The 13,767-nt window shown below is 45.9% G+C and carries 13 protein-coding genes; all 13 read left to right on the forward strand.

All coding sequences use genetic code 11. The annotated features are described in order from the left end of the window. On the forward strand, window positions 1–528 hold a 528-nt coding region (locus R7R24_RS08190; RefSeq protein WP_206946719.1), incomplete at its 5' end, for a flagellin. 288 nt (window positions 529–816) lie between these two features. Next, window positions 817–1,947, forward strand: coding sequence for a flagellin (locus tag R7R24_RS08195; protein WP_005380449.1), 1,131 nt, complete (start codon window positions 817–819; stop codon window positions 1,945–1,947). A 92-nt stretch (window positions 1,948–2,039) separates the two neighbouring features. After that, window positions 2,040–2,474 carry a flagellar protein FlaG gene (flaG, locus tag R7R24_RS08200; protein WP_005380451.1) on the forward strand — a complete coding sequence of 145 codons (435 nt, stop codon included), beginning with the start codon at window positions 2,040–2,042 and terminating at the stop codon, window positions 2,472–2,474. Window positions 2,475–2,495: 21 nt separating this feature from the next. Next, window positions 2,496–4,490 (forward strand): flagellar filament capping protein FliD, encoded by a 1,995-nt coding sequence (fliD, locus tag R7R24_RS08205; RefSeq protein ID WP_054577604.1) that lies wholly within the window; start codon window positions 2,496–2,498, stop codon window positions 4,488–4,490. Window positions 4,491–4,493: 3 nt separating this feature from the next. Beyond that, a complete protein-coding gene (locus R7R24_RS08210; RefSeq protein WP_005380456.1) occupies window positions 4,494–4,799 on the forward strand; it encodes a flagellar protein FliT in 306 nt (101 codons plus the stop codon). 12 nt (window positions 4,800–4,811) lie between these two features. Continuing rightward, on the forward strand, window positions 4,812–5,222 hold the full coding sequence (gene fliS / locus R7R24_RS08215; RefSeq protein ID WP_005380457.1) for a flagellar export chaperone FliS: 411 nt from the start codon (window positions 4,812–4,814) through the stop codon (window positions 5,220–5,222). 287 nt (window positions 5,223–5,509) lie between these two features. Beyond that, window positions 5,510–6,976 (forward strand): sigma-54 dependent transcriptional regulator, encoded by a 1,467-nt coding sequence (locus R7R24_RS08220; protein ID WP_005384490.1) that lies wholly within the window; start codon window positions 5,510–5,512, stop codon window positions 6,974–6,976. A gap of 202 nt (window positions 6,977–7,178) precedes the next feature. Then, window positions 7,179–8,210 carry a sensor histidine kinase gene (locus R7R24_RS08225; protein ID WP_005380459.1) on the forward strand — a complete coding sequence of 344 codons (1,032 nt, stop codon included), beginning with the start codon at window positions 7,179–7,181 and terminating at the stop codon, window positions 8,208–8,210. Between the two features lie 36 nt (window positions 8,211–8,246). Beyond that, window positions 8,247–9,656: a sigma-54-dependent transcriptional regulator gene (locus tag R7R24_RS08230; protein WP_054577605.1), complete on the forward strand. Its 1,410-nt coding sequence runs from the start codon at window positions 8,247–8,249 to the stop codon at window positions 9,654–9,656. Between the two features lie 122 nt (window positions 9,657–9,778). Continuing rightward, window positions 9,779–10,090: a flagellar hook-basal body complex protein FliE gene (fliE, locus tag R7R24_RS08235; protein ID WP_005384482.1), complete on the forward strand. Its 312-nt coding sequence runs from the start codon at window positions 9,779–9,781 to the stop codon at window positions 10,088–10,090. A gap of 14 nt (window positions 10,091–10,104) precedes the next feature. Then, window positions 10,105–11,847, forward strand: a complete 1,743-nt coding sequence (gene fliF / locus R7R24_RS08240; protein WP_005380462.1) for a flagellar basal-body MS-ring/collar protein FliF — start codon at window positions 10,105–10,107, stop codon at window positions 11,845–11,847. Further along, window positions 11,840–12,895 carry a flagellar motor switch protein FliG gene (gene fliG / locus R7R24_RS08245; RefSeq protein ID WP_005380470.1) on the forward strand — a complete coding sequence of 352 codons (1,056 nt, stop codon included), beginning with the start codon at window positions 11,840–11,842 and terminating at the stop codon, window positions 12,893–12,895. Before fliF ends, fliG begins: the two co-directional genes overlap by 8 nt. A 71-nt stretch (window positions 12,896–12,966) precedes the next feature. Then, the gene (gene fliH, locus R7R24_RS08250) at window positions 12,967–13,767 is read left to right on the forward strand and encodes a flagellar assembly protein FliH (protein ID WP_054577606.1); all 801 of its coding nucleotides are present in this window, start codon (window positions 12,967–12,969) and stop codon (window positions 13,765–13,767) included.

The raw sequence follows: 13,767 nt of genomic DNA on the forward strand, positions 1-13,767 counted from the left end.
TACGGCCAAGAGCAAGAAATCAACATCAGCGCAAAAGCGGGTGACGATATCGAAGAGCTTGCGACTTACATTAACGGCCAAACTGACCTAGTGAAAGCCTCTGTAGACCAAGACGGTAAACTGCAAATCTTCGCTGGCAACAACAAAGTTGAGGGCGAGGTCGAGTTTTCAGGTGGTCTATCTGGTGAACTAGGTTTGGGCGAAGGTAAAAAAGTAACGGTAGATACTATCGACGTAACCTCAGTTGGTGGCGCACAAGAATCTGTTGCTATCATCGATGCAGCACTGAAATACGTAGACAGCCACCGCGCAGAGCTAGGTGCATTCCAGAACCGTTTCAACCACGCAATCAGCAACTTGGACAACATTAACGAGAACGTGAATGCGTCGAAGAGCCGTATCAAAGATACAGATTTCGCGAAAGAAACGACGGCAATGACCAAGTCACAAATTCTATCGCAAGCGTCAAGCTCAATCCTTGCGCAAGCGAAACAAGCGCCAAACTCAGCGCTAAGTCTGCTAGGTTAATTTCAAACCTAAGACGAGAACCTCATTGGCTCGTGGTGAGAGATGAGCGAGTAAACCCAGCTTCGGCTGGGTTTTTTTCTGTCTTTTGGGGCCCCAGGATTTCTGCGAATCACGACATTAGAGCTTCATCACATTTCAGTAAGCCAAAGAAAATAATCGCAAAAAATTGAAAATTTCTTCTAAAGGATATTCATCGGTCGCCGTTAAAGGGACTGAGAGAAATGAGATGTACCTAAGTGAGGTGAGAGACACGACGGTACATTCACTAAAGCCTTAAGGAGATCAATTATGGCGATTAACGTTAATACTAACGTTTCTGCGATGACTGCACAGCGTTACCTAAACCAGGCAGCTGACGGTCAACAAAAATCAATGGAGCGTTTGTCTTCGGGTTATAAAATCAATAGCGCGAAAGACGATGCTGCAGGTCTACAGATTTCAAACCGCTTGAATGCACAAAGCCGTGGCCTAGACATGGCAGTGAAAAACGCAAACGACGGTATTTCTATTGCACAGGTTGCTGAAGGTGCAATGAATGAATCTACCAACATCCTACAACGTATGCGTGATCTTTCGCTTCAATCTGCGAACGGTTCTAACTCAAAAGCAGAACGTGTAGCGATCCAAGAAGAAGTAACAGCGCTAAACGACGAGCTAAACCGTATTGCTGAAACTACCTCTTTCGGTGGTAACAAGCTTCTAAACGGTACTTACGGTACTCAATCTTTCCAAATCGGTGCGGACTCAGGTGAAGCAGTGATGCTTTCTATGGGTAACCTACGCTCAGACACTTCAGCAATGGGTGGTAAGAGCTACGCAGCAGAAGAGGGTAAAGACGCATCTTGGACTGTTGGTGAGAAAACAGAGTTCAAAATGAGCTACACCAACAAGCAGGGTGAAGAGAAAGAGCTATCAATCAGCGCTAAGCAAGGCGATGATATTGAACAGCTAGCGACATACATCAACGGTCAAAACGATGATGTAAAAGCCTCTGTTGGCGAAGATGGCAAACTACAAGTATTTGCTTCTTCTCAAAAAGTTGAAGGTGATGTTGAGTTTTCTGGCAACCTAGCAGACGAGATCGGCTTTGGTGGCCCGAAAGACGTAACAGTGAAAGACATCGACGTAACCACAGTAGCTGGCTCTCAAGAAGCAGTAGCGGTTATCGACGGCGCTCTTAAGTCCGTAGACAGCCAACGAGCTTCACTCGGTGCTTTCCAAAACCGCTTCAACCACGCAATCAGCAACCTAGACAACATTAACGAGAACGTTAACGCGTCTAAAAGCCGTATTAAAGATACTGATTACGCGAAGGAAACCACTGCGATGACTAAGTCGCAAATTCTTCAGCAAGCAAGTACTTCAATCCTGGCTCAAGCGAAGCAGTCTCCATCTGCAGCGCTAAGCTTGTTGGGCTAAGTGGTAAACCCAGCCTGAGGTCAACACCTTAGTGCTGGGGCACCAAAGCGATAGGTTCTATCGTTAGCCCATAAGGTGGAAGGGAGATTGTAATGGATATATCCTCCTACGCATCGAACATCCAGCCTTACGGCACGCCAAATGGCACAAAGTTTGCAAATAAAAATGGCAATGATATAGGCACGTCTAGCCCAGCAAATTCAAATGGTGAGATTTCGCCGCAAAAAGCGAAAAACACCGAATACGACTTCTCTGTTCAAGCTGCGCTCGAGATGGCTGAAAGCCGTCAAGAACTGAACAAGGAAGAACGTGAAAAATTGGTCGCGCAAATGAATGAATTTGTCACGTCCATAAACAAAGGAGTCGCATTTCGAGTGGATGAAGAATCCGGACGAGATGTGGTGACGATTTATGAAGCCAATACCGGTGACGTGATTCGTCAAATTCCTGATGAAGAAATGCTAGTGGTATTGCGTCGCCTAGCTGAGCACACAGCCAACAGCGGGTTGTTGACTGAAAAAGTGTAAGTCGTTTTTAGAGGTGATTTGATGAGTTTAGGCCCTTTGGGGATGTCTGGCGGCATGGATATTAATTCCATGGTCAGCAAAATTGTGGATGCCGAACGCGTACCAAAGCAGCAACGCATCGACAACGAACGCACGACAATTAATGCCAGTATCAGTGCTTACGGACGACTCAGAGAATCATTGGATACGATGAAAAATCTCATGGCGAACTTTCGTCAGGAGAAAGCATTTGCCGTTCGCACCGTCGAAACGACCAATGACAATATTGTATCTGCCACGGCAACCACAGATGCTATCGCTGGCAAATATGCTATCGATGTGTTGCAGCTTGCTCAGAGCCACAAAGTCGCTTCTGACGTATTGCCAGAAGACGCAAAATTTGGCCCTGGTAAGCTGCAGATTTCGCTTGGTGATGAGCGTTTTAATATCGATGTTCGTTCCCGATCTAAGCTCATCGATGTCGTACGCGGCATCAATGGCGCTAAAGATAACCCTGGCGTTCGTGCATCTCTTATTAACGACGTCGAAGGTCCACGCCTTATCCTTGCTTCTAACCTCTCTGGTAAGGATCATCAAATCAGAGTCAGTGTGGAGGCCGAAAAAGGCAACCCTCTTAAATACTTCGAATACCAAACACTTGAAGACCGCGTCAACGCGCTTGAAGAAGCTCGTTCAACGGCGGAAGATGTCTTAGGTCCTCTTAAATTTCCGGAACAACCAGCAGAAGAGCTAGATGCAAACGGCAATCCTCTACCTCCAGAAGAGCAAAAAGCGGCAGACGATGTACAAGATGATGCATCGCAAGCGCCAATCTCTGCGGCGGGTGCAGAAGCAGCCAAAGCTGGTCAAGAAGCCATTGATGAAGCCAACCGACGCGCGAGTTTACGCCCTGAAGACAGAATTCCAGGTTGGACAGAAACTGCGTCAGGTACTTTGTTGGACTCTTATGAAGAACCAGAGCTCGAACTCGACGAAAAGGCAATAGAGAAGGCACCAGATGTACCGGGCTGGAATAATGCCGCATCGGGCACCCTAACCGATTCTTACGTTACGACGAAAGAGGCTAAGCAGCTTCTTGAGCAAGAAAAAGCGGAAATCGAGCAAAAAATTGCGAGTGAAAAGCAAGCGTTAGACGAAAAAGTGGCACGTGGTGAACTTTCCGAAGCGCAAGCTAAGCAAATTCATCGCGCTAAACTTGATCCTCAAGAACGTGAGCGTCTGGAAAAAATTGATGAAGCAGAAGCGAAAATCGCAAAGGCACAATCTGCTTTTGAAGAATACCTTGGAATGACAGAAGTACAAGCAGGGCAAGATTCAGAAGTTCTGCTTGATGGAGTGGCAAAGCTATCTAGCCACAACAATGTGATTGAAGATGCGATCGAAGGTGTTGATTTAACGCTAAAAGGCAAATCAGAACCGAATAAACCGCCTGCTGAAATTGGTGTCGAGTACGACCGTCAAAGTGTACGCAACGATATCGAAAACTTTGTGGCAGCGTATAACTCGTTTTATCAAACCTCCCAAGCGTTGGCGAGTGTGGATCCGGTAACTGGTCAAAAAGGGCCGTTGTCAGGTGACAGCACCGTACGCAGTGCAGATTCACGATTAAAATCGGTCTTTTCTACTCGAATCGATAAAGCACCTGAAAACCTAAAGTCCTTAACAGAATTTGGCATTACGACCACACGTCAAGGCACCCTAGAAATCAACTATGACATGCTAGACCGCCAGTTGAACAATAACTTCAACGAGTTAGAAAAGTTCTTCGGTGGCAACACAGGTTTTGCTAAACGAGTAGAAGATGCGATTCACGGTATCACAGGTATTACAGGCAGTATTCGTACTCGAGAAAAAAGTCTCACAGAACAAAACTACCGTTTGAGTGACGATCAAGCGGCATTAGATCGCCGCATGGAAAGCCTAGAGAAGCGTACTCATGCGAAGTTTACCGCGATGCAAGATGCGACCGGTAAAATGCAGGGCCAGTTAGGCGCTTTGATGAGTGCGTTGGGTTAATAAATGCAAAAAGAACTCATGGAAATTAGTGATATAGATCAACTAATTACGCAAGAATTAGAAAAAATTGATTTTAATGCTGAAGAAATTCTTCGCTTGGTCGATATCAGGGAACGGTTATTGCAAAACCTGTTACCAATTATTCATCAAAATCCTTTGGTTAAGCAGGATGCAGAGTGGCAAGCATTGCTAACTCGTACCAAAAGAATTGTCGAGCTGATGCAATCGGAAACGTCAAAGGTCGGAAAAGAGCTCCATAAGTTTCGTTATGGCCAGCGTTCACTTCAGCAGTACAAAAAATTTATTTAAAAGAGGATTACTATGCGCGGTTCTTTGCAAGCATACAAAAAGGTATCAGTCGACAGCCAGCTTAGCGCGGCTTCTCCGCACAAAGTCATTCAAATGCTTATGGCTGGTGCGATTGAGCGCCTTATTCAAGGTAAAGCAGCCATGCAAGCAGGCAATATTCCAGCAAAAGGTGAGCGCTTGGGTAAAGCGTTAGACATCATTATCGCGCTACGCAGCTGTCTATCTATGGATGACGGTGGTGATATTGCTTCAAACTTAGATTCACTGTATGAGTTTATGATCACGCAAATTTCTGCTGCTAACCATCAAAATGAGCCTCAGCTGATCGACGACGTTATCGACATTATCCGTGAGATCAAGTCCGCTTGGGACCAAATCCCAACAGAGTTTCATAATCTTACCGCTGCTGAAGTTGGTATTTAATAGTCAAAACAATGCGTTAAGATCCTAGACGAATATATTTGTCAATTGCGCAACGAGTTGTGTAGCAAAGTTTCTATCAAGCTCACACCTCTCTATTGCTTGGTTGCCTTATTTTTATATTCAAATAAAATAGAAGCCATTAGTAGCCCTAATGGCTTTTTTGTTGCTGATTTTCCTATTTTGTCTATCGTAAATTGAGTGTGGTGGTTCTGCCTTCTTTAGCACCCAATTGCGCAAATCAAGGTTTGGCCGCAACGCACCTAAAATAAAGGCAATCATTCTTACTTATGCATGGTTTGGCAAAGCTGCTTGTAATTGATGATGACGCATCAAGTCGTTTAAATTTAAGCAATATATTGGAATTTGTTGGAGAAAATTGCGAAGCGGTCAGTTCTGATCAGCTCAGCGATGTTGATTGGTCTAGCGTATGGTCGTGCTGTATTGTTGGTAATATTCCAGCAGGTCAAGCGGCGAGTACGGTTATCTCTCATTTAAACAGCGCTTACCACATCCCTCTTCTAGTCATGGGCCGTTTTCCTTTGCCTGTTGATGATCTTCCAAATTTTGTTGGTGAACTAGAGCTGCCGCTTAATTACCCACAGCTTAGTGAAGCGTTACGCCACTGCAAAGATTTTCTGGGGCGAAAAGGAGTGAATGTTGTTGCTAGTGCACGCAAAAACACGCTTTTTCGCAGCTTAGTTGGTCAAAGTAGAGGTATTCAAGAAGTTCGACACCTGATTGAGCAAGTATCAAACACGGAAGCAAACGTGTTGATCTTAGGTGAGTCCGGTACAGGTAAAGAAGTTGTTGCGCGTAACATCCACTATCATTCTTCATACCGCGATGGCGCATTTGTACCTATTAACTGTGGTGCAATACCGCCTGAGCTCCTAGAAAGCGAATTATTTGGTCACGAAAAAGGCGCGTTTACTGGTGCGTTAACTGCCCGTAAAGGTCGATTTGAGCTCGCAGACGGTGGCACTATCTTTCTTGATGAGATTGGCGATATGCCAATGTCGATGCAAGTAAAGTTGCTTCGTGTATTGCAAGAACGCTGCTTTGAACGTGTAGGTGGCAATAGTACCATCAAGGTAAATGTTCGAGTTGTGGCGGCGACACACCGTAATCTAGAAAATATGATTGAAGAAGGTACGTTCCGAGAAGACTTGTTCTATCGTCTGAACGTGTTTCCAATTGAGATGCCAGCGCTGAAAGAGCGCAAACAAGATATACCATTGCTGCTGCAAGAACTGATGACACGTTTAGAGGCGGAAGGCGGACAACCTATCTGCTTTACACCTCGTGCAATCAACTCACTGATGGAGCATAACTGGCCGGGCAACGTACGCGAGTTGGCTAATCTTGTTGAGCGAATGATTATTCTGTATCCAAATAGCTTGGTGGATGTAAACCATCTACCAACCAAATATCGCTACAGTGACATCCCAGAGTTCCAACCAGAGAGCAATCCATTTGTTTCGGTGGAAGAGCAAGAGCGTGATGTATTCCAAGATATCTTCTCTGAAGATTTTAGCTTTGAAGATCAAGACGACCTTGATCACAGCATGAACGCCCCGCAAGCGCTGCCACCGGAAGGGGTTAATTTGAAAGAGCTGCTGGCTGATTTAGAAGTTAATATGATCAGCCAAGCATTAGAAGCGCAGGGTGGTGTTGTAGCAAGAGCGGCCGACATGCTGGGTATGCGACGTACTACGCTGGTGGAAAAAATGCGTAAGTACAACTTACAGCGCTAGGTAAAGTGAAGTTTTTTAAGACGATATCTGAATTATCACTTGTGCTAGTTAACATCGTTTTTCTGGCATCCAAAACCGTTACCTCTGAGTGTCAACTTATTGTCGATGGCTTAACGTCCTGATAAATATAAAAAAATAGCTTGGTACGCTAATTGCTTACCAAGCTATTTTAGTTTTAGCGGCGATATTTCGACAGGCAGTAATGGATAACAACACCAATCAATCCCATTTAGATTCCGTAGAGAATCAGGTTGAGCGCTACAAACAGGTGCTCGATGTGATGCCTGCTGGAGTGATTTTGCTCGATACGTACGGAGTAGTGCGTGAAGCAAATCCAGAAGCGCACCGAATTCTTGAGATTCCACTGGTTAACGAAAAATGGTTCAACGTTATTCAGGCGGTGTTTGACCCACGTGAAGATGATGGCCATGAAGTTTCATTACGTAATGGCCGTAAAGTTCGACTCGCCATCTCGGCGTCCACAACAGGTCAATTGATCCTGATTACCGATTTAACCGAAACCCGTTTACTTCAAGCTCGTGTCAGTGATTTACAGCGCTTATCGTCGTTAGGACGTATGGTTGCGTCGCTTGCTCACCAAGTAAGAACGCCGCTGTCGAGCGCTATGTTATATGCATCCAATTTGGGAGCGCCAAATCTTCCTCCAGCGACAAAAGATCGCTTCCAAACCAAATTAATGGATCGACTGCACGATTTGGAAAAGCAGGTTAATGATATGCTGCTTTTTGCTAAAGGTGGTGATAATAAAGTCATTAAGCCATTTACGATTGCCCAGTTGGTAGCGGAATATCAGCCGATGGTCGAAACCGCGCTAAAAAACAACAGTATTGATTACTGCCTAGAAGTGGAAGAAGAACAAACTGAACTACTAGGCAATGCGAACGCCATTGCATCCGCATTGAGTAATCTGGTCATGAATGCGATTCAAATGTCTGGTAAAGAATCGCAAGTCGATATTTTTTTCCGCCCGGTAAATGGTGAGTTACGCATTTCTGTGCAAGACAGCGGACCGGGTGTGCCCGAAGAACTGCAAGCCAAAATCATGGAGCCATTTTTTACCACACGTTCTCAAGGAACTGGATTAGGGTTGGCAGTTGTTCAAATGGTTTGCCGTGCCCATGACGGTCGATTGGAGCTTATTTCAGAGCAGGGTGATGGAGCCTGCTTCACCATGTGCATTCCGCTAGAGCGAGTGCAAACAGAAGCGCAATAAGCGGCTTTTGGTAATAACAATTTCTGGAGAATCATAATGGCGCAAAGCAAAGTGCTGATCGTAGAAGACGATGAAGGTCTTCGTGAAGCCCTAGTCGATACTCTGGCTCTGGCAGGGTATAAGTGGTTGGAAGCGGACTGTGCTGAAGATGCACTGTTGAAGCTGAAATCGAATACGGTTGATATCGTCGTTTCTGATGTGCAAATGGCGGGTATGGGTGGCTTAGCTCTGCTCAAAAGCATCAAGCAGAATTGGCCTAACTTACCAGTATTGCTAATGACGGCGTACGCCAACATTGAAGATGCCGTGTCTGCAATGAAAGATGGCGCGATTGACTACATGGCGAAACCATTTGCACCAGAAGTGTTGCTAAATATGGTCAGTCGTTATGCACCGATAAAAAGTGATGACAACGGTGATGCAATCGTTGCTGATGAGAAAAGTCTGCGCTTACTCGCGTTGGCCGATAAAGTGGCACGTACAGATGCGAATGTTATGGTGCTAGGTCCGAGTGGCTCAGGTAAAGAAGTGATGTCGCGTTATATTCACAACGCGTCAAATCGTAAAAATGGTCCTTTTGTCGCAATTAACTGTGCCGCGATTCCTGACAATATGCTCGAAGCAACACTGTTTGGCTATGAAAAGGGCGCATTTACTGGTGCTGTTCAGGCATGCCCAGGAAAGTTTGAACAAGCGCAAGGTGGCACAATCTTACTTGATGAAATCAGTGAGATGGACTTGAACCTGCAAGCGAAGTTATTGCGTGTTTTGCAAGAGCGAGAAGTAGAGCGCCTAGGCAGTCGCAAAAGCATCAAGTTAGATGTTCGTGTGTTAGCGACGAGTAACCGTGATCTTAAGCAATACGTGTCAGAAGGAAACTTCAGAGAGGACTTATATTACCGCCTGAATGTATTCCCAATTGCGTGGCCTGCACTTAAAGAACGTAAAGGCGATATTGCACCGCTTGCCAAGCATCTTGCTGAGCGTCATTGCAGCAAAATGGGCATGCCAGTGCCTCAATTCTCGACCGTTGCGTTAGAAAAACTATTGCAATACCCTTGGCCGGGCAATGTTCGTGAATTGGATAACGTGGTTCAACGAGCGCTGATATTAAGTGAAAATGGCGACATCGATGCAGAGCACATTTTGCTTGAGGGCGTAGATTGGCAAGATGCCAATAGCTTGCAACACGTGGTGCAAAACGCAGATATGGTCGTGCCCAATGTTAAGCCAGTTGCGCAAGCTGAGAGTGTCAGCCGTCCAGTAACTGGTGGAGAAGGCTTAGGCAGCGAGCTGCGCGATCAAGAATACGCCATTATTTTGGAGACTTTGGTTGAGTGTAATGGTCGACGCAAAGAAATGGCGGAGAAACTGGGTATAAGCCCTCGAACCTTGCGCTATAAGCTTGCCAAAATGCGTGATGCTGGTATAGATATCCCGAATTAACACAGACAACGGCCATAAGACGAAAAGTGTAAGTAAATTGATTGCTAATGTCTTATGGCACGTTAATTGCTGTGTCAATAATCAGTTTTGTTAATAGTCAATCTTTTGGCTTAGAGGTGCTAATGAAAATTGATGGTATTCAGGCAGAAATGCGCGCCATGATGGTAGAAGCAACCAATACGGCTCCTACTGCAAGTGGGGCGAAAGTTGGAGCAGATTTTAACGATCTCCTAACTAAAGCCATCAATAACGTGAACACACTTCAAAAAGCATCTGGTGATTTACAAACCCGTTTTGATCGTGGTGATGCCGATGTATCCCTTTCTGACGTTATGATCGCTCGTAACAAGTCTAGTGTCGCTTTTGATGCGACGGTTCAAATTCGCAATAAACTCGTTGAGGCATATAAAGACCTCATGAACATGCCAGTGTAATTTAGGTAATAAGTGTGGCAGACAAGTCTACAGATTTAACCGTCACTGAAGGCGGCTCAGATGGTGCACTGGTAGCAAGTTCCGATGTGGATGTGGAGAGTCAAAATCCAGATCTAGAGGAGCGCAGTGCGTCAAAATTCGATATGGCAGTGGGCGACCTCGATTTACTTCGTCAGGTTGTGCTTGTGCTGTCGATCTCCATCTGTGTTGCATTGATCGTGATGCTGTTCTTTTGGGTCAAAGAACCGGAGATGCGCCCACTTGGTGCGTATGAGACCGAAGAATTGATCCCCGTTCTGGATTATCTGGACCAGCAGAAAATCAATTATAAGCTTGATGGCAATACTGTTTCTGTTGAATCGAGTGAGTACAACTCGATCAAACTTGGCATGGTTCGTTCCGGCGTTAACCAAGCTACAGAAGCAGGCGATGATATTTTGCTGCAAGACATGGGTTTTGGTGTTTCACAACGTCTCGAGCAAGAGCGTCTCAAACTCAGTCGAGAGCGCCAATTGGCTCAAGCAATTGAAGAAATGAAGCAAGTTCGCAAAGCACGAGTGTTATTGGCACTGCCAAAGCACAGCGTGTTTGTGCGTCATAACCAAGAAGCGTCTGCGTCGGTATTTTTGACATTGTCGACAGGCACGAACCTTAAGCAGCAAGAAGTGGATTCTATTGTCGACATGGTAGCGAGTGCTGTGCCGGGAATGAAAACTTCTCGAATTACCGTCACAGATCAGCATGGCCGCTTACTCAGCTCAGGCTCCCAAGATCCTGCTTCTGCGGCACGACGCAAAGAACAAGAATTAGAACGCAGCCAAGAGCAAGCGCTGCGCGAAAAAATTGATTCCGTACTATTACCGATTTTAGGTTATGGCAACTATACGGCGCAGGTTGATATCCAAATGGATTTCAGTGCGGTTGAACAAACTCGCAAACGCTTTGATCCGAACACCCCTGCGACCCGCAGTGAGTACGCACTCGAAGATTACAATAACGGTAACATGGTAGCGGGTATTCCGGGTGCGTTGAGTAATCAGCCTCCAGCGGATGCCTCAATTCCGCAAGATGTGGCTCAAATGAAAGATGGTTCTGTCATGGGGCAGGGGTCAGTTCGTAAAGAGTCCACGCGTAACTTTGAGCTAGATACCACCATCAGCCACGAGCGAAAGCAGACCGGGACGGTGGCTCGTCAGACCGTTTCTGTTGCGATTAAAGACCGTCGTCAAGTTAACCCTGATACGGGTGAAGTGACTTATACCCCAATGTCCGAATCTGAAATCAATGCCATTCGCCAAGTATTAATTGGTACCGTTGGCTTTGATCAAGGTCGTGGCGATTTACTGAATGTATTGAGTGTAAAGTTTGCTGAGCCAGAGGCTGAGCAGCTAGAAGAACCACCAATTTGGGAGCACCCTAACTTCAGTGATTGGGTTCGTTGGTTCGCAAGTGCATTAGTGATTATTGTGGTTGTGTTGGTTCTGGTTCGCCCAGCAATGAAGAAATTGCTTAACCCTACCAGCGATGATGAAGACGAAATGTACGGACCAGACGGCTTGCCGATTGGTGCGGATGGTGAAACTAGCTTGATTGGCAGTGACATCGAAAGCAGCGAACTGTTCGAGTTTGGCTCAAGTATTGATTTGCCAAACCTTCATAAAGATGAAGATGTATTGAAAGCGGTTCGCGCTCTGGTTGCGAATGAACCTGAACTGGCTGCTCAAGTAGTGAAAAACTGGATGAATGACAATGGCTAACGATATCGTACCTCAAGATGACAACGCCGCGGGAATGCCAGTAGAGCTGGATGTTTCAACCATTACTGGCGAAGAAAAAGCGGCAATTTTGCTACTGAGCCTTAATGAACAAGATGCAGCTGGCATTATCCGTCACCTAGAACCAAAACAGGTTCAGCGTGTTGGTAGTGCGATGGCTCGCGCGAAGGATCTCAGCCAAGACAAGGTATCTGCTGTTCATCGTGCGTTTTTGGAGGATATCCAGAAATACACCAACATTGGTATGGGCAGCGAAGACTTTATGCGTAATGCACTGGTTGCCGCTCTTGGTGAAGACAAAGCCAACAACTTAGTTGACCAGATCCTACTTGGTACGGGCTCAAAGGGTTTGGATTCTTTGAAATGGATGGACCCACGCCAAGTGGCGAGCATTATTGTCAATGAACACCCACAGATTCAAACTATCGTACTGTCTTATTTAGAAGCAGACCAATCTGCAGAGATTTTGTCTCAGTTCCCTGAGCGCGTGCGTTTGGATCTGATGATGCGTATTGCCAACCTTGAAGAAGTTCAGCCATCAGCATTGGCAGAGCTGAACGAAATCATGGAGAAACAGTTCGCGGGTCAAGCGGGTGCACAAGCAGCCAAAATTGGCGGCCTGAAAGCAGCAGCGGAGATCATGAACTACCTAGACAATAACGTCGAAGGTTTGTTGATGGAACAAATTCGCGATCAGGACGAAGACATGGCGACGCAAATCCAAGACCTAATGTTTGTCTTCGAAAACTTAGTCGAGGTGGACGACCAAGGTATTCAGAAGTTGCTGCGTGACGTACCACAAGACGTGTTGCAAAAAGCACTCAAAGGTGCAGATGACTCGTTACGTGAGAAAGTCTTCAAGAACATGTCTAAACGTGCTGCTGATATGATGCGTGATGACATAGAAGCGATGCCGCCAGTACGAGTGGCAGATGTAGAAGCCGCTCAGAAAGAAATCTTAGCAATTGCCCGTCGAATGGCGGATGCTGGTGAGCTCATGCTATCTGGCGGTGCTGACGAATTCTTATAATTTCTATTGCTTCGCAATTATCCTATTGCGGAGCACCCTCACTTCTTAATCGAACACACAATAGGTAACCCATGGCTGGCGATAGAAAACGTGGATTTATCCGTCCTGATGAAGATGATTCGATGATCGAACCTCAACGTTGGGGGCTGCCTGATTATGGCGAGCCTAAAACCAAACAAGCAAAACAAACCGCGTTCAACTATGACCCGGGATGGGTGCCGAATTTTGATGAGCCTGAAGAAGAGCAGCCACTTGCGCTAACCGAAGAGCAAATTGAACTGATTAAGCAAGGTGCTTATCAAGAAGGCTTACATCAAGGTCAGGAAGCTGGCTTTAAGCAAGGTTACGACAAAGGTAAAGAAGAAGGATTGCAAGCCGGCCATGCTGAAGGTCTCGAGCTCGGAAAAGCTGAAGGGGTAACTGCAGGGCAAGAATACATTCAGCAGCAAGTTGAAACTTTTATGAACTTGGCCAATCAGTTTGCTCAACCTTTGGAGTTGATGAATGCTCAGGTTGAAAAGCAGCTGGTGGATATGGTGCTCTGCTTAGTCAAAGAAGTGGTGCACGTTGAAGTACAAACCAACCCTCAAATTATTTTAGATACAGTGAAGCAGTCGGTCGAGGCGCTACCAATATCAGGCCACCCTATTACCTTGCACCTGAATCCAGAAGATGTCGCGATTATTCGTTCAGCTTATGGTGAAGAAGACCTTGATTGTCGCAACTGGACGTTAGTTGCTGAACCATCGCTCAATCGAGGTGACGTCCAGATTGAAGCCGGTGAATCAAGCATTAATTATCGCATGGAAGAACGCGTCAAAAGCGTATTGCACAGCTTTTGTGGCGCAAACCGTCATCAAGAGGGTGAGTAA

This window comes from Vibrio sp. 704 (assembly GCF_033339295.1).